This is a genomic window from Paenibacillus sp. HGH0039 (assembly GCF_000411255.1).
Lineage (GTDB): Bacteria > Bacillota > Bacilli > Paenibacillales > NBRC-103111 > Paenibacillus_F.
In genome coordinates this window covers 44,029-62,071 of the sequence record NZ_KE150413.1, presented here as the reverse complement: position 1 = coordinate 62,071, position 18,043 = coordinate 44,029, and the positions used below count along the sequence as shown (strand labels likewise).

The following is an 18,043-nucleotide window of genomic DNA, read 5'->3' as shown; positions in this document are numbered from 1 at the left end:
GCAGCTCCCACTGCGTTCATGACTTCATAATACATAAACTCGCTTCTCCTCCCACCACCCAGAACAGCAAAAAAAACCCAGCCTCTCGGCTGGACCTTCTGCTGTGTATGGAGGCGAACTGCAGCTTTGTAAAACCACAATTCGCCGCAATATGCTGATTCGGATGTTTTTCTAACGGCATCTCTTTTGCTGTCTCTAAAAGACTACCAGATTCACAGAAGCTCTGCCCATGCTCTTCTAGCCATGCAATCCCCCCGTTAAGCGGGGGCTATGACGATAGGATCCTATCGGGATTTGGATTAGGCTCGTTAATCCTTGCGAAGTCATCTTGTAGATCTCATCACATAATCGTGCATCAAATCCGAGGAGCGGATGTCCTCCTAATCCGATAGCCGATGCTGCTAACAACAGACGCTGCAGGAGCATCCCCGCTTCCATCTGTTGGATGCGGTATCCCCTATACCCCATCGCTGTTGCAAGATGATCCTTGTCCCCTGCAATATGAAAGCATAGCGGTACTTGGAACAGGTTCACATTATCGGAAGGCATTCCTTCCTGCAACTGGAGCCGATGATCCCCTTGACGTATTGATCTTAACGCATGAGCAGCACTGTCATAATGGTAAGCACCCTCCGGAATACCCTCAACGTTATACAGACATACGTATAGCGAGACGCGGGAAACAGGGTTTTCACGCGCTCCATCCAAATCATTCCGATATCTGAAGGAGGCCGTGGCCTCCCGCAGCAGTAAGGCCAGTTGCTCTTGGCTTACCTGGCTCATCCTAAAATCACTGTCCGGTGAATACCGCCTTCGGCTTACTGACGCCAGATCATACGACAATCGCTTCACATAGGGCAGAACCACCACATGCCCCCCGCAGTGAGCGATCTTCTTCTCTCCGGGTCGCGGTATCGATCGAAGCGATTCCAATAGGGATGCTTCGTTCATTTTGATCAGCATCGGAAATTCATTAACCCTCCGGGACCGGACGTAATGGTCATGCTGAACCGTTGGCAACTCCCGGCATAATTCGGCAGCGGAGACACTCCCCTCTCCCTCATTCCCATTGGCAAACCAAGAGATCGCTGGCTCCACAGACAACGGAATTACCGAATAAACACTTTCCTCTTGTTCGGATATCCCGAGAAGATAACTCACGGCCCGATCGAGAAACCGGAAATACACTCCCGACGCAAAGCCAAACCGTTTGGCTACCTCCAAGAGCTGCCCGATCAGCGCACCCGCATCCAGTCCTTGCAGGCGGTAGGAAAAATCATTGTATTTAAAGAAATTTTTCCAAAACATGGTCGATACAAAAACAGTGCCAAAGCAAGCCGAAGCGTCATAGCGATTACCCATAGCCCCGGCTAAATATGAATCGAAGTTGCCTTCGCGCAGCAACACTAAGCGGTGGTGTGCCACATCATAATGATATACCCCTGCAGGCAATTCCTCTATCTTCAGATACACATATAATTCATTCGGATATAACGCTCCCCCGGAGGGAGCAAACCGTCGGTACATCTGCAGTAGGCCCATCGTTTGTACCATGGAATTCGAGGCAAGAACGGACTGGGACAATTGAGTGAGCCCGAATACATACCAGAGGAAATGACCCACCCGGCGAAGGTCGGGCTTCATTGGAGCTTCACCACCTTCGAGCGTCAGCGGGATTTCCGGAGATAACGGAACCACAGGCAAACCGCGATAGAGCTTATATGCAAGCGGCCCGTCTTCCCAATCCACCGCCAAGTCCGGAGGTTTGGTCTTGTCAATGTCATAATGCAAATTGTCCAGAAACGCCTCCAGACTCATCCTTGTCCCTCCTTATATGAACGAGGGTGGCTCACCACGCCACGTTTTTATACCTATGGAAACGGATGCGGATGTGGATTGAGATCTTCCAGCCTCAGCGGCTTCTCCGCATACCCGAGTTCCACGGGTACCCGGAGCACCCGCTCCAGCCCTGCTAAGCGGGTAAAGTGATGTCCGAATGTCATCGGCAGCATCCCGGGGATCAGCACCTTCACGCAATGCAGTCCATTACGCATGATTTCCGGCGCTGTCACATCCACCACGATCACATCAAGATTCAGTCGGTGGAATGCCTTAAGAAGGTCCTTCAGATCATCCGTTAAATCGGCATGCCTTGCCTCTCGCTTGAATTCCTCTTCAAACGTTCGCAGCGGGCGATTGTCATCCAGCAGAAATTGCAGGCGCTCCTGCGCTTGCGGCAGTCCGTAGAGCAGTGAATGATCCTCCATCTGCTGCACCAGGGATGAATCATGGAACATTCGAACATACGTCTCTCGGTTCGTATCCAATTTCTCGTCGAGCGACTGCACCATGCCGGCCAACTCATGAACCGCGCTTTTCACGGCCCGTACCGGATCCGGATGAGCCCCGGCCGCACAGATGAGATTCACTCCGGTTTGTTTCCTGTTTTTCGCCACTCCCCAAACGCTTGGGATTCCATTCTCCATCGTTGAGTTAAAGAAATGCACATCAAACCCCGCCACCGCCCGCAAACGATCGATCATCAACTGCAATTCTTGGTCATTAGCGGAATAAAGGTCAAGGCGCGGGAGCGGCAGCTGCGCATACCAAGTCATCAGAAACGAATCCCGCTCCACCACTTCCAATATGCCGTAAAAAATAGCCTCCTCCAAACTTCCGCCTAATGCGCATCCGTTGGAAGTTTCAAACACAAAGCTGTGCCCGCAGCCCATACTGTAATAGGCAAGCTGTTCCGGAACTAGAATCGGACGCTCTTGCAAAAACGAATACCCCCATACCCAATCGATTGGGTGGTCAGGATTAAACGGTGTATACGGAGCCCCCGGTTGAGCATACTGTTCTCTCGTGTGCTCCCCCACTTTCACAGGATCGAACGCTTGATCCTTCAGATTGCGGTAGCTATCACGGATTACCGTCCGTTTGCTTCGGGGTGCCAGACCGCAGTACCGCTCCAACCCTTCCAATATAGCGGTCAACTCGCTCACCGCATAGGAATGTGTCCGACCTGCCGTTCCCACGTCCTCTGCAAGCAACGGCAGATTCACACTCACATCAGCAAACGGCGACTTGAGGTCAACCATTTTCCCATTCAAAAAGCCGGTCCGGTAATCCAGATAGTCTTGGGTCAGAACTTTATTCAGCTCATCCATCCCGCGGCAGCGGTAACTGTCTGCGCTGATCTTCGGACTGGGCTGCAACGAGATATCCGCTGCCGCCGACGAATCATCAAGCAATTGACTGCAAACCGGACACAGCGGGTCAGGGAGAACGAGGTGAAGTGTACTCTCCAGTGTTTTCAGGTTGATCAAAAACACCCTCTCTGCCGAGTGAACCGTTTGGCCTTGTAACACCTTCCGTGCCTCCACGGCCAGCAAGTGACCCACCTGCAAAAGTCCTGTACGTGACGCCCATGCATCACGCTCTACTCCCCCGCGTGTCATCAGTCTCTGCTGCAGCCCCAGCATTTCCTTGCGTTCGCGTCCCGCCATGAGGCGCCGCGTGTCTGCACATTGGGAGCACCCTCGTGTACCCGGACGAACCAGCGGTCCGATCACGCCCTCGCCAAATGAAACGAAACCGCGCAGCCAAGGGATGCCGGCTGGCTGCAGCAGCTCTTCTGCCTTTTGATGAATGTAAGGATTCCAGGCATCGTTCAACACCAGAACCAAATCCGCCGCTTCCGGTACTCCTGCCTCGAAATCGCTCTGACGAACGACCTCAAATTGGGTTGACAGTTCTCCGCACACACAATCCGCCAATACCCCTTCTCCAACAATCACAACAGCAGCGCTCACCGGGATCCCTCCTCTCGCAGCACTACACCAAACACCCCGGCCACTTCCTCTTTCAAGAACGGTTCTGCCGCCAGATCGAAGACCAGGAGCCTCTTACGGTTTCGATTCAAAACTTGTAAGGCGGACTGTAGAACCTCTGGTTGTGACGTTGCTTCACATGCAGGGATCTCAAGATTTAGCGGTGCCTGTTCTTTTAAACGCACGGGCGAAAACTCCAATGCTTGCGATTTGAAGCCATCCGGTTGGTTTTGCGCCCCCAGCAGAGCCTGCTGCAATGCTTTCCGCAGCGCCAGGGTCACATTTAAGCCTACACTGCGATACCAGCAATCACTCGTACGGACCCACACCACAGGAAACCCAGACACTTCCTCTCCCAAGGCGATCACCGGCGCTCCCTTCATCGTCGTCAATGCTTCCAAATAAAAAAGACAGTGTTTATCTTCTACCGTACGCAACTGTACCCGAGAAACCAAAGGCAGCTGAGACGCCTGTTGCTTGCCCAGCACTTCCTCCAAACACCTTTGCAACCCTCGGCAAATGCCTTCCGCAACCACCTCTCCCGCTCCGATACCGATAAATTCCTGCGGTTCTATCCTGCCGGCCTCTTCTCCCTGATGGGAAGGAAGCATTGAAACGAGCAAACCGGCCATTCGCGACACATAGGCTTCAATCCCGGCCAGCCCCGCTTCCCGTCGCGCCTCCTCATGCGTCAGATCGGTACAAATCATATCCGGCAGCAGCCCAGCGGGTCCTTCCGATAACGGATCGATGGCCTGAACGCGACACTGAGAGAGCGGAAGCTGCGTTAAATCCCCCTCCTCCCAAACATGAAAAATCCCTGATTCCGCCGAAGTCAATCGGCTGAAATAAGGAATCAATCCATGCTCACTCTTGTTTGATCTCCGTTTGAGCTGAAGATCGAAATCTTGAATCCATTCAGGTGCGCTAAGTCCGGTCACAAGCGGATGGGGCAGGAAAGAATGCCATTTTCCTTCCAAAGTCTCCAGATTAAGCAGAAAAAATCGATTGTTCTGTTCCGAATCGTCCGCTCCCGTCATCTTTTTAAACAGCTCAAACACGCTCACATTGGCCAACATCGCTCCCGCTGTTGAAGAAAAGGTATGCAGTTCCGGGTCTTTAGAAATTGCGGATTGGTGCAGGCGACGCCACGCTGACTCCCAACATCCCTCAAAATCCGGATGAACCAACGGTCCCACCATACCCACCTGTTGCAGGCATACAGCAGAAAGAAACAACTTCTGCTCCTCCCGGCAAGCTGCATGAAGAACTCTAAGTTCCCGGGCATCGTTCTCCCGTGATACAAACAGAATCGAATCAAACGGCCTCACAGCCTCCCGCCAGCAACTCTCCCCCTCCTTTTGCAAGGTAACCTCCTCTACTCCCACCTCGGAGTCCGTTATACGGGCATGTGCCACCAGCTCTGCCATCCGCTGCCGATCAGTCGAATCCGTACCCGAGAGCAGTACATAAAACTTGGGCAATCCGGATTCAAGCAGCGCAGAAATCGCCGAGATCAAAAATGGACCCGAGCCGACCAGCAATACTTTGGCCTGACGATAAGACTGAAACCGGTACGCGCCCGAATCACCGAAATGATCCAAAAATTCAATTTGAGAAGCATACTTTGTGAGAACCTCTTCCGGCAATTGATGTGGAGTATCCTGGCTCACATCCCGAGCAAAACCGTTACGATACAAAACTTCTGCAATTTCATACACCTGGTTCCGGTGTTGGTCCGGCAATCCGTCAGTCAAATCCTCCAATCTATGCTCCCCATTGAATATCGGTATCAGTGTTTCAATCCACTGATCAATCCCCTCACCTTCCATGCGGAACGAGCTTACATTATTTCGAAAATACACACCGCTCAAATCTGGAAGAAAAAATGTATCCCTTTTAACCTTTAGACGCATCGAAGGGTTCAAATTTGTCATTCTACTCCTCCTCCGTAGGCTGTTCGCAATCTGCTCCAGCACTTCACAAATAATCTTATGTACAGCTATTTGTCCCTCATGACTGTAACGTTGAGCTTCTGTCTTTTCGTCGCCAGCGCAAAACACCCCTAAAGTAGATTAGATTAACCCAAGGGTTTTTCTAACATCTATTTTAGGGGCGCACATCAAAGTGATTCAGGGTCTTTTTCTTCTCATTAGACAACCGCTGTTTCAAAGAGAAATAAGTAATATGGGACACAAATATTTACTTATCGGCAATAAATACCTTATTGTCCTCCACGGTGACAGTTGTGACAATTGGAGCAGTTGTGACAATTGGAACACCTGAAGCAACTGGAGCAATTGAAACAACTGGAACAGTTGAAACAATTGAAACACCTGAAACAATTGAAACAGTTGAAGAAGCATAAACGAGCCGATTGTTCGTTTTGAGCGTTCCAAGGAGTCGTCTCACTCGCCGTAAATTGGGAAACATTCAATTTCGCTAAATCATTTTTGAAATCGTTCATAATAATATTACCTCCATTTTTTATAAACAATTTGATTGGCGCATAAACCGGCACTGGCAAGAAGAACAGAAACCAAGACAATCAAGTAGAAACGACTTCGTTGTCCTTTTCAAAGCACGACGGTGTTTTTGCGAAAAACAATTGCCCTGACGTGATCCGCCAATTCTAATACTTCATGACAACATATGAATCGAGCTCCGCTCTTGTTACTGATCTAAATGCCTGTATATTTATTTTTCTTCGTCCATTGAAAATCGCTTCTCCGTGTTAGCTGAGACAGGAATAATAAAAAAAGCTTTCCGGCTGAACGGAGTCATGCAGGGAAATACAAAAAGGAGCCTGCCACCATTACAGTGACAAGGCTCCTTTGACTGGAACCATATCGTTGCCGCGAGCCCATGCGAATTCAAAGATTGAAAGGGGTTGTTTAATGACTATCGGTGAAGCAACAAATTATTTTGCGTGAAATCCTATAGAAGTTAATAAACTGGGAATTATATTATAGCGGAGATCTTATATTGGGAATGATTAGAGCGTGAAAAAAATACCCAAGCTTCTATTGATGTGCGTTCTCAGCATTATGTTTTTGCCTTCACCGGTTTCTGCGGAGCCGCTAAAGGCTTCAGAACATAATATTACCGATGCATTTTTAGCAACTATTGCACCTGCAATTGGCAATGCTCTGACTGGTTATTATGGCAAACTTAAACAGTTCGAACTTTACGATGCAAAAGTCGTAAGTCTGGAAAGAAAAACACAAGGTGGGTTCGACTTCATTTGTAAAGTTGCAGTGACTACCTTTGAAGGAGCCCACAACCCTCCATATGGAGACGACATTCTTACATTGGATATTTCGGGAGGGAAAATACATGTAATAAAATTTGAGCATAAAGATAAAAGAAAAGATTGGCCAATATGCAATTAAGTACAATAAATAAAAAACCTCCAAAAATCGTTATAAACGATCATGGAGGTTTTTTCTTACTCTAAGCCGCGAGTGATTGGAAGCATCTCCTTGCCGCAGTGGCAAAATTATGTTTCAAGCCACACAGCCTCTCGGCTAGCACCTTTTGCTGTTTGATGGAGGCGAGCCATGGCTATGCAAACCACAATTCGCCGCAGTGTATTAGTTAGGATGTTTGGGGAGGTGGCGTCAGCGATTTAATCTTATTAGCAACCCCAAAAGGAACATGTGCGGTTGGAGAAACACTCGACACTCCCTCAATATGACCTACCTGATCGTCGAAAAAGATATGAGGACGAAATACCTTTAATACTCTCCCCTTCTCTATTCCACCAAGGAAGAAAGCTTCATCAACTAGTATACCAAGAGTTCTTAGTGTCGTTACTACGCGTTCATGTGCAGGTGCATTTCTAGCAGTTACTATAGCTATCCGGACACGCGGGGAATAAGCATTATCCTTCTGCTTTTTTTTCCACTCACGGCGCTGAAGAGTGGCTATTTCACCAAAAAATTTAAAAAGCGGTCCGGGTGGCAGAGCTTCGCTTGCCTTTTGCCTCTCATTCTCATGAAAGCCTTCCATTCCAAGAGCCTGATAGATCCCTTCCGCTGAATCGTCTGCAATGATACCATCAAAGTCAAACGCAATCCGAAGTTCCAACTCTTTCTCATCATCAATAAATCCAGTAGGAAACACCTGGGCGGCTGGCAAACCCATTTCGATGGCAGATCGCACATCGTTAGGATCTGCCGAAAGAAATAATGAAGCGTTAAATGCATTCATGTAAATGAATGGATTCGATCCTGCAACGAATGCAGCACGAGATATCGAAAGTCCATAATGTTGAATAGATTTGAAAACACGAAGACCCGTATCGGGATCATTCCTCGACAATAGCACGACCTCAACCGGTTGGCCGGCTGGATCATCACCGTTGATCATGAGTAGACGTTTGATCAAAGGGAAAGCAACTCCCGGTTCTAGCACATCCTGTTCATGATCATGTTGATATTGGCGATATTCTTCCTCTCCCTTTTCCTTAAATACCTTGTCGGACTCCTCCAAGTTAAAAAGGGCACTTGAGGCGACAGCTACTACAAACTTATCTTCTATAGGAAAAGGCATGGTCTCCCCCTCACTGTTATATGTGAGATAGTAAATTCCAGTGGGGAAAAGCCAGTCCTTTCCCGCTGATTATTATCTCAAATAATACTACATCAATATTCGACTCCATCTTCCAAATCCCTCCACTTACAAATAAAAAAGTACCTACTCAACGTCGCATTGACGTAAGTCGGGTACTTTGCTGTGCAAAACCATAATTCGCCGGAGTATGATGGCTTGAATTTTAAGTGAGTTAAAAATTATCTAGTATGCTTAGAATATAAAAACTTCCGCATATTAATTGGGTTACAATGATTTTTCAGAAGAAGCAGCAACTTCATCCGTTACTATAGTATGCTCTGAGTCGATTACCTTTGCCCCTGATTGAATATCTCTCATCAAATCATATACCTGCCCTGCATCCCTGCTTCTGCTTAGATAACTTTGATATGTGCTTGCATCGCATTCCGAATTAATTCAGAATAAAGTACTACACGTGCGTCTTGACTCTTGAGTTTAGCAACGTCCTCTACTCTTTTACGGGAATCTTCCCACCCTCGCATAGGTTTTCCCAATACGCAGATGAATTCAAGTGATTCCTTGGCTCCTGTTTCATCAAGAATTCTTTGCATAGCGGACCTATACTTATCTATTTGCTTACCTAATTCCTAATAGTCCACGATACATTTTTATACCTAATATCTAGCCTCGCTCGTCTTTCTTCGTCACTTAAGTCAGCATCAAGAGCACCAAAAACTTAGTCTATGCGTTCTTCCATGTAATCGGAATCTGTAGCCCTTTCCCATGAAGGATCTAATAACCAAAGGTGGTTGAAAAAATGTTCTTGAATAACCTTTTCTAGATCGTTAGCATCTACTTTATCTTGAAGTACTCTAATTACCTCTATACGTTCCTTAATAATCTGATAGTAAAGAAAGGCTTCTAAATCATCCAATCTACCAAATACTTCACTCAAAGCCTGTAAGTTTTCCACTGAGATTTTATCTAAAGCATCAAGATTATCACGGTACCTTAGACTTTCGAATGCTAAAACCGCATGGCTAGAAAGTGTACCTCTATCTTCGCTTGATTCTGCAGTCATTTGGTTAATACGTCCGAACAATTTTGTAGCTGATGATTTATAATCCGGTGATAAAGTATTAAACCTCTGGTTTGGTTTATCCCTAATGTGCGTAATTATAGGTGAATGGTTGCTTTCGCAATTGCTAGCAGCATTAGCAGTTACTATTGGTGGTGTAGCATATGTGGTAGTCTCAGAAATTGCAACGACTTTAAGAAACGATAATCGATATGACCATTATATGGCTAATATTATGCAAGGAAATCTTTGGATTGGAAATTCACTAACTTTACCACAGGCTGTCGGAAGACTTGTTAATCCTATGTTTGTAAGTGGGGGAGAGGACGTTTGGTCTAGCAATTCCACATTAGCAGCAGAAGTAGCGAAAGTTGCTGGTGGGAATAGAATTCCTGTTGGCCCTGAGTTAACATTCAATCAAATACCTGGTAATTTTTACTACACTCACTATCATACATGGAACAGAGTGGGTGGACATCTTTCTTTTAATGGGGAATCTTATGCGAATAGAAGAACTTGATAAGCTTTTAAAGAAATCCAAATTGCCATTCAGGTATTCATTGAAAGATGCGGAGAAAATACTTAGAGACAAATATAACACAATCGAGATCGATAAAGAAATAGTTGACGATTTGAAGAAAGATCCCCTTGTTAACTATGATAACATCATGAAGTGTTACAGGGTAAATGATAGTAAAATTCTTTCTGCTCTCTTTAATGATAATGAACGGAGTATGCACGCTGAGATTCGGCAGTGTAATGCTAATGAGCCAATATCAAATTCTGAGATTACGGAATCTGAGTTACTCTGGAGAGATATTCAAGAAGGAAAGTTCCTCCAACTAGTACTCGAAAGTACAGATAGGGAGTATATTTCTTCGTTTACTATACAAGGTTTAAGCGAAAAAATGTTAGATGAATTGATCATACTTAAGGGTATTCCACCAGAAGAAGGTTACATAGGGAATCCCGCATATGAATTTTATTTAAACGTTTTGCACAAAAATGATTTAATTTAAATCGGTCGAGCTCTATTTAACAAGAAGCATCGTTTAAGAATCCAAAAAGGAGATCCTTGAACGATGCTTTTTGGCGTTTGTCGTAAAGGTCCCTCCTCAGCAGCAATAGGATCGCCAGTTGTAGCTATTCCGCATTGCAGGTGAGGGGAGAGAATTACACATCTGTAGGTCAGGTTCCTGAAATCTAGAAGTTCATCGGCAGCCATGTGGAAAAGGTGATCGTCTACGAAGAACTCTATCCAACCTGCTCACGCAGTACCCCTACGCGGACAATTCCAGCGGTTGATTGCAATCCCGTGCTCCTTCGCTTCGCTCCGTCCGCGCGGACTGGACCCGCGGGCTTCTCCTCCTCTACGCGGAACAGCAAAAAGGCCCCGGTCTCTCGGTTAGGGCCTTTCTGCTGTGTGTATGGAGGCGAGCCATAGCTTGATAAATCCACAATTCGTCGCCGCGTGATGCTCAGGATGTTTGGGGAGGCAGCTTAACCTAAATCTCCTAAAGTACCACTCACTAATGTCAGACTGCTCAGATTCGTATTGCTGGATCCGGACGTTGCGCTTGCTTCGTTGCAACAGCCATTGCTGGCTCCCGCGTAGTTCGCTTTGACTGCAATAATAGGGTTTTACCGTTTGCCAGCCCCGTTACGCAGTAAGTTACACTGCTAAACGTAGCAACCGGAGTCGTTCCATAAGCGTCTGCTGTCGTTCCCTGGCTTAAATCAGGCCGGATTTTTGCAAAAGTCCCTGAATAATTTTGGAAACCTCAGCCCTAGTAATGTAATCCTTTGGCGCAAGCTCATTGCCGCTTCTTCCTGATACAATGCCAGCCTGTACATTGTCCGCGACGCTGCTCAGCGCCCATGCAGATACTGCTGCCGTATCTCCATAAGGACGAAGTATTACGTCTGTCGATTGAACAGAACGCTCGGCTTTCAGTCTAGTGATCGTCATCGCTTTGGAGAGGACAACCATCGCCTGTTCCCGCGTAATCCTGTCCATCGGACGGAAAGTGCCATCTTCAAAACCGCTGATCAAGTCATACGCATAAGCAGTATTGACAACACTGCTATACCAATCTGTCGATTTTACATCCGAGAATGGTGTTGCTCCATTCTCCGGCTTGAGTCCCAATCCGCGAACAATGACGGCTGCAAACTCAGCGCGGGTAATATCGCGGTCAGGGCTGAACATACCGTTGCCCGTACCATCGATGACCATCCGCGATCCCATGTCGTCCACTGCTTGTTTTGCCCAATGATTCGCCACATCTCTAAATTCGAGCGGATGCCAGACGAGAGAATACGTGCTATTCGTCAAGCTGTTGATTTGGGCGTAATATTTGCCGCCAATCACGACAATCTTGGTCGGTACATGACGAACGGTTCCGTCCGTTTCAACAACAATCCCTGTGGTAATCTTGCCGGGATCAACACCATCTGGAATCGCAATAGTTCGTTTTACATAGGCATTGAACTTCGATACTTCGATAGTCTTATCTCCGTAGGTGCCTTTCACCGTAAAGTTTAGCGGCGGTGCGACAAGCGTGAACGTTCCCTTGGCTGCCGCGTTCTCAATAACTTTCACCGTATCTGTTGTTGGTGCTGCGATTTCGATTTGAACCTGAATGTCTTGCAAGGCTACCGACTTGCCGACTTGTTCGGATAGGGTGTTAATATTGATTTGTTGCGCCGGAATCGTATAGGTCGCACGATCGGTTTTGATCTCAAGAACAGCTTGCTTGTCCTCCATGTTTTTCACCATCTGACCGTTCAGTGAGCCAACGACCACATCGGATTTATGGTTTACTAGAATCGCAACCACAGCATTTTGACCTTCCGCCGCGAGCTTGTCCTCCAGCTTTTTCTGATCAACAAACACGGTTGTTAGGGTTTGACCGTTTCGTTGGGTTCTCGTTACGGTCCCCGCATTCTCCACTTTACCGTTGACAAGTATATCCACATCAGCATTCGTTTTCTCCGGTGTTGTTGGAGTACTAGGCGCGGATGGCGTATCGTTAGAGCCCGTGCTGCCACTGGATGGCGTTTGCGGAATGACCGCATTCGTATTAGCGGAAGGTACACTTTTTCCTACACCATTGATCGCTTTCACCGTAAACGTATAGCTTGTTCCATTCCTCAAACCTGTAATAACAATCGGGCTTGCTGCTCCTGTTACGACTACATTCCCTGATGAAGCTGTTACTTCATACCCCGTAATCGCACTTCCTCCGTTATCGGTTGGAGCCGTAAAGGTAACGGTGGCTTCTCCGTTTCCAGCTACTGCCGAAACATTCGTTGGTGCTGCCGGAACAGTTGCTGGAGTTGCGTTTGCCTGATTCGATTCCCCACTCATGCCTCCTGAATTACCTGCTTTCACCGTAAAGAAATAGGTCGTGCCGTTTAGCAAGTTTTGTACATGGTAGGTAGAGGAAGTGACGGTAACAACTGAAGCGTTACTAAACTGACTTGAATCAGTCGCTATATAAATGTTGTAATACGTCGCTCCCGTTACCGTATCCCAATTTAGTGTAACCTCACGGTCTCCTCCGGTAGCCACAAGATTTTGCGGATTCGCGAGAGCGTTCGGCAAGTTCACAGTTTGTGTCACTGTAAACGTCACACCCGTCATATGAGTTGCCGATAACGTTAACGTTGCGGTATAGGTGCCGGCTGGCAAGCCGTCTTTCGCTTTAACCGTAAAGCTTGTCGGAGCCGCTCCGTTTATTAAAGTCGCACTTGGTTGCGTAATCACAAAATCGCTAGCATGATTGCCGCTAACCGTTGCCGACAGATTGGATATATCGCTCGTACCGGTATTTGTTACATGGATGGTTTTTGTCTCTTGGGTACCCGGAGCGTAACCTTGAGTAAGTGCAGTTAACGTTTGATTAGTAATAGGAGCAATCGCATAGGTAGGCGCGATGTTCACCGTGACCGCAGCAATGCTGCTCGTTGCCGTTGCCGTCTTCGTGCCGCTCACGCTGTTGTTCGTATTCGTCACGACAACATAGTAGTAGGTCGTGCCGACCGGTGTCGTCGGTGCGGCATAGCTTGCGCTTGTTGCACCCACGATCGTCGTGCCGCTGTTCGTGCTGTTCGCCGTATTGCTGTACCACTGGTAGGACAGCACTCCGCCGTCGCTTACGCTGGCTGCTGCGCTCAAGGTCGGGCTGCTATCGCCTTCGTTTACCGTGGCGCCCGTCGGCTGCGTATCAATGCCCGGTGTGGCCGCGTTGGTCAGCGCATTCACCGCGACCGCAGCGATGCTGCTCGTTGCCGTTGCCGTCTTCGTGCCGCTCACGCCGTTGTTCGTATTCGTCACGACAACATAGTAGTAGGTCGTGCCTGCCGGTGTCGTCGGCGCGGCATAGGCTGCGCTTGTTGCGCCGCCGATCGCTGTGCCCCCGCTCGTGCTGTTCGCCGTATTGCTGTACCACTGGTAGGACAGCACTCCGCCGTCGCTTACGCTGGCTGCTACGCTCAAGGCCGGGCTGCTGTCGCCTTCGTTTACCGTGGCGCCCGTCGGCTGCGTATCAATGCCCGGCGTGGCCGCGTTGGTCAGCGCGTTCACCGCGACCGCAGCGATGCTGCTCGTTGCCGTTGCCGTCTTCGTGCCGCTCACGCCGTTGTTCGTGTTCGTCACGACAACATAGTAGTAGGTCGTGCCGACCTGTGTCGTCGGCGCGGCATAGCTTGCGCTTGTTGCTCCCACGATCGCTGTGCCGCCGTTCGTGCTGTTCGCCGCATTGCTGTACCACTGGTAGGTCAGCGTTCCGCCGTCGCTTACGCTGGCTGCTACGATTAAGGTCGGGCTGCTGTCGCCTTCGTTTACCGTGGCGCCCGTCGGCTGCGTGTTAATGCCCGGCGTGGCCGCGTTGGTCAGCGCGTTCACCGTGACCGCAGCGATGTTGCTCGTTGCCGTTGCCGTCTTCGTGCCGCTCGCGCTGTTGTTCGTATTCGTCACGACAACATAGTAGTAGGTCGTGCCGACCGGTGTTGTCGGCGCGGCATAGCTTGCGCTTGTTGCACCCACGATCGCTGTGCCGCCGTTCGTGCTGTTCGCCGCATTGCTGTACCACTGGTAGGTCAGCGTTCCGCCGTCGCTTGCGCTGGCCGCTGCGCTCAAGGTCGGGCTGCTGTCGCCTTCGTTAACCGTTGCGCCCGTCGGCTGTGTAGCAATGCCCGGCGTGGCCGCGTTGGTCAGCGCGGCTATTGTTGGTGATTGCAAAATCATTCCACCTGATCCCACCACCACATATGTGTCGTTGCCGTAGGTGATACCATAAAGAGCATTCGAGGTACCCGACACGCGCCCCGTCCAGCTCACCCCGTCACTGGAGGTCAATATCGTTCCGCCTAACCCCACCACAACAAACGTGCCGTTGACGTAGCCGACGCCACGAAGTTCATTCGAGGTGCTCGACGTTTGGCCCGCCCAGCTCACTCCGTCACCGGAGGTCAATATCGTTCCACCTGCTCCCACTGCCACATACGTGCCGTTGTAGTAGCTGACGGCGTAAAGAATATTCGTAGTGCCCGACGTTTGTCTCGTCCAACTCGCTCCGTCACTAGAGGTCAAGATCGTTCCACTTGCTCCCACCGCAAAATACGTACCGTTGATGTAAGTAATGTTCCATAGATCATTCGTAACGCCCGATGTACTGCTCGTCCAATTCGCTGCGTCACTGGAGGTCAATATCGTTCCGCTTGCCCCCACCGCCACATACGTGCCATTGCCGTAGCTGACGCTAGAAAGATTATTCGTGACGCCCGACGTGCGGCTCGTCCAGCCCGCTCCGTCACTGGAGTTCACTATCCTTCCACCATACCCCACCGCCACATACGTACCGTTGCCGTAGCTGACGCCATAGAAAGGAAACGTAGTGCCCGACGTGCGGCTGGTCCAGCTCGCTCCGTCACTGGAGGTCACTATCGCTCCACCTAACCCCACCGCCACATACGTGCCGTTACCATGGCTGACGCCGTAAAGAGGATTCAAGGTAGCACCCGACATGGATCTCGTCCAGCTCACGCCGTCACTGGAGGTCAAGATTGTTCCACCTGCCCCCGTTGCCATATACATGCCATTGACGTAGCTGACACCAACAAGATGATTTGTGGTGCCCGACATGCGGGTCATCCAGCTTACGCCGTCACTGGAGGTCAATACCGTTCCACTTACCCCCACCGCCACATACGTGCCGTTGCCGTAAGCGACGCTAATAAGATTGTTCGTGGTTCCCGACGTGCGGCTGGTCCAGTTCGCTCCGTCGCTGGAGGTTAAGATCTTTCCACCTAACCCCACCACCACATACGTGCCGTTGACGTAGTTGACACCATATAGGCCATTCGTGGTTCCCGACGCGCGGCTCATCCAGCTCGCTCCATCGCTGGAGGTCAATATCGTTCCAACTGCTCCCACCGCCATATACGTGCCGTTGGAGTAGCTGACGTCAAAAAGATATTGCGTGGTGCCCGACGCGCGGCTCGTCCAGTTCTCTCCGTCACTGGAGGTCAAGATCGTTCCAACTTGCCCCACCGCCACATACGTGCCGTTGCCGTAGGTGACTCTACGAAGATCATTCGTGGTTCCCGACGTGCGGACCATCCAGCTCACTCCGTCACTGGAGGTCAAAATCGTTCCAGCTGCCCCCACCGCCATATACATACCGTCAACGTAAATGACGCTAAGAAGATCTCTAGTGCCCGACGAGTGTGTCATCCAGCTCATTCCGTCACTGGAGGTTAAGATCGTTCCAGCTTGCCCCACCGCCACATACGTGCCATTGCCATATGCAACGCTATTTATATTTTGTCCCGTAGACCGTACGTACCAATTATCAAGGGAACTCGTTACAGGTGCTGCATTTGCTTCTATCCCCCAATTGATCGACATAAATGTGCTAAACAGCAACAAAAACGACAATTTTAGTCGAATGATCTTAAAAGCCATTTGCCTCCAAGCAGGAAAATTCGTATTGAATTTCCTTGCTGTTTTTCCTTTATTCAGCAACTTTCATCTTCCTTCCCCAAGTCTCATACTTTAGCCCGTTTGACCATATCACATCATTCTGAACAAATTCTGAGCAACAAAAAAGCGGCTCACGCCTTCGACTCATCGTCGGCATTGCCGCTGTACAGCTCGGAAAATAATCGAACCGTGGATCTTAACGGAGTTGTTCCCAGTTCTTCTTGCAGTAGCTTCGTAAATCGTTCATGATGCCTCATCATGTGTATGAAGGCGAGGGGAGTATCGCAATCCTCATCCAACCCGCTCACGTAGCTTCCCTCCGCCGACAACCCTAGCAGTAGATTGCAATCCCGTGCTCCTCCGCTTCGCTTCGTCCGCGCGGACTGAACCCGCGGGGTTCTTCTCCCGCCTCCCCAAACAGCAAAAAGGCCCCAGCCTCTCGGCTGGGACCTTCTGCTGTGTGTATGGAGGCGAGGGGAGTCGAACCCCTGTCCGAAGATAACGACACATAAGCTTCTACGGGTGTAGTCACGGGTTTGATGTCACCCAAGCAAGCGCCCCGTAACCGGCTCTCGCTAAGGTCAGCCTGATTGTCTTCTTCAGCACACCCCAGGCGGAGATGTGACAGCGTATCCCACTAAAGGTTAGCCCCTACATCCGGCACATGGGCGATACAGGAGAGGAGCACGCTCACAGGTTATTAAGCTGCGAAAGCGTAGTTTTGTTGTTGTTTGCCGTTTAATAGGCTTTAGCGTTGATGAAGCGGACGCGTCCCCACTACCCGCTACCCATGCTCGAACTACCCCCGTCGAATCCAAAAACGCCCCCGTAATAGAAAAGGAACTCGGATGCAACGGCTCATCGAGCCGGATGCTGTGTTCTTCTTACTCTTTTATTATACCACATTTCCCGTCAAAAGCAGGTGCTGATCCATGGAAGTCCAGGATCGGTTTCCCACCCGCTCCGCAAGGAGCAGCTAATAAACAACGTTGTTACCTGGCGACCTTCTGCTTCTCACGCAGAGCCCGCTGAATATCGCGCTGAGCATCGCGTTTAGCCGCAGTATCGCGCTTGTCGTACTGTTTCTTACCTTTACCGAGTCCGATCAGCAGTTTCGCATAGCCGTTGCGGATATAAATCTTAAGCGGGACCAGCGTATAGCCTTCCTGCTTGGAAGCGCCGATCAGCTTGTTGATTTCCGCTTTCTTCAGGAGCAGCTTTCTCGCTCTCGTCGGATCGGTCGGATTGTTCCGGTTTCCCTGTTCAAACGGACTGATGTGCATATTATGCACGAACGCTTCGGCATTGCGGATGGTTGCGAACGAATCCGAAAGATTCGCCCGGCCGTTCCGCAGGGATTTGATTTCCGTACCCGTCAGCACAAGCCCGCACTCGTAAGTGTCTTCAATAAAGTAGTCATGCGAAGCTTTCTTATTCTGTGCCAGCACCTTGCCGTCCGCTTTCTTGGTCACGGTCATCCCTCCAGTCGTCCATGCTATTAATACCCCATCCGTGCCTTTTTGAAAAGGCGGAGTGTTCTTTATTGTAGCAACTTCCCTGCCAAAAATCAAGAAACGCCCGGGCCACTGC

The 18,043-nt window shown here is 49.5% G+C and carries 12 protein-coding genes and 1 other RNA gene; 3 read left to right on the top strand and 10 right to left on the bottom strand.

Annotated features, from left to right (window positions below):
- Positions 1-237: 237 nt before the first annotated feature.
- The 4 genes from HMPREF1207_RS14600 to HMPREF1207_RS30785 form a co-directional block, all read right to left on the bottom strand.
- Positions 238-1,818 carry a SagB family peptide dehydrogenase gene (locus HMPREF1207_RS14600; protein WP_009676357.1) on the bottom strand — a complete coding sequence of 527 codons (1,581 nt, stop codon included), beginning with the start codon at positions 1,816-1,818 and terminating at the stop codon, positions 238-240.
- A 53-nt stretch (positions 1,819-1,871) separates the two neighbouring features.
- Positions 1,872-3,815, bottom strand: a complete 1,944-nt coding sequence (locus HMPREF1207_RS14595; protein WP_009676366.1) for a TOMM precursor leader peptide-binding protein — start codon at positions 3,813-3,815, stop codon at positions 1,872-1,874.
- Positions 3,812-5,770 (bottom strand): putative thiazole-containing bacteriocin maturation protein, encoded by a 1,959-nt coding sequence (locus HMPREF1207_RS14590; RefSeq protein ID WP_009676365.1) that lies wholly within the window; start codon positions 5,768-5,770, stop codon positions 3,812-3,814. Before HMPREF1207_RS14590 ends, HMPREF1207_RS14595 begins: the two co-directional genes overlap by 4 nt.
- 287 nt (positions 5,771-6,057) lie before the next feature.
- Positions 6,058-6,300, bottom strand: a complete 243-nt coding sequence (locus tag HMPREF1207_RS30785) for a heterocycloanthracin/sonorensin family bacteriocin (RefSeq protein ID WP_138918233.1) — start codon at positions 6,298-6,300, stop codon at positions 6,058-6,060.
- 535 nt (positions 6,301-6,835) lie between these two features.
- On the opposite strand from HMPREF1207_RS30785, the gene HMPREF1207_RS28505 reads away from it, so the two are divergent.
- Positions 6,836-7,225 (top strand): DUF3888 domain-containing protein, encoded by a 390-nt coding sequence (locus tag HMPREF1207_RS28505; protein WP_050803035.1) that lies wholly within the window; start codon positions 6,836-6,838, stop codon positions 7,223-7,225.
- 205 nt (positions 7,226-7,430) lie between these two features.
- Here HMPREF1207_RS28505 and HMPREF1207_RS14580 read toward each other — a convergent pair whose 3' ends face one another.
- Together HMPREF1207_RS14580 and HMPREF1207_RS14575 are read right to left on the bottom strand one after the other, a co-directional pair.
- On the bottom strand, positions 7,431-8,387 hold the full coding sequence (locus HMPREF1207_RS14580; RefSeq protein ID WP_016423767.1) for a 5'-nucleotidase: 957 nt from the start codon (positions 8,385-8,387) through the stop codon (positions 7,431-7,433).
- Positions 8,388-9,123: 736 nt separating this feature from the next.
- Entirely contained in the window at positions 9,124-9,468 is a 345-nt protein-coding gene (locus HMPREF1207_RS14575; protein WP_036740127.1) for a hypothetical protein, read from the bottom strand.
- Between the two features lie 121 nt (positions 9,469-9,589).
- On the opposite strand from HMPREF1207_RS14575, the gene HMPREF1207_RS29285 reads away from it, so the two are divergent.
- Together HMPREF1207_RS29285 and HMPREF1207_RS14570 are read left to right on the top strand one after the other, a co-directional pair.
- Entirely contained in the window at positions 9,590-9,985 is a 396-nt protein-coding gene (locus tag HMPREF1207_RS29285; protein WP_138918234.1) for a hypothetical protein, read from the top strand.
- On the top strand, positions 9,966-10,484 hold the full coding sequence (locus HMPREF1207_RS14570) for a hypothetical protein (protein WP_016423765.1): 519 nt from the start codon (positions 9,966-9,968) through the stop codon (positions 10,482-10,484). The genes HMPREF1207_RS29285 and HMPREF1207_RS14570 overlap by 20 nt, the downstream gene beginning before the upstream one ends.
- A 713-nt stretch (positions 10,485-11,197) precedes the next feature.
- Here the strand turns inward: HMPREF1207_RS14570 and HMPREF1207_RS14565 are convergent.
- From HMPREF1207_RS14565 to smpB, 4 genes are all read right to left on the bottom strand, one after another.
- Positions 11,198-16,495, bottom strand: coding sequence for an S-layer homology domain-containing protein (locus HMPREF1207_RS14565; protein WP_231392086.1), 5,298 nt, complete (start codon positions 16,493-16,495; stop codon positions 11,198-11,200).
- 89 nt (positions 16,496-16,584) lie between these two features.
- On the bottom strand, positions 16,585-16,761 hold the full coding sequence (locus HMPREF1207_RS29280; protein WP_009674531.1) for a hypothetical protein: 177 nt from the start codon (positions 16,759-16,761) through the stop codon (positions 16,585-16,587).
- 154 nt (positions 16,762-16,915) lie between these two features.
- Positions 16,916-17,281, bottom strand: a transfer-messenger RNA (tmRNA) gene (ssrA, locus tag HMPREF1207_RS28820).
- 164 nt (positions 17,282-17,445) lie between these two features.
- On the bottom strand, positions 17,446-17,925 hold the full coding sequence (gene smpB, locus HMPREF1207_RS14550) for an SsrA-binding protein SmpB (protein WP_009674535.1): 480 nt from the start codon (positions 17,923-17,925) through the stop codon (positions 17,446-17,448).
- Between the last annotated feature and the right edge of the window lie 118 nt (positions 17,926-18,043).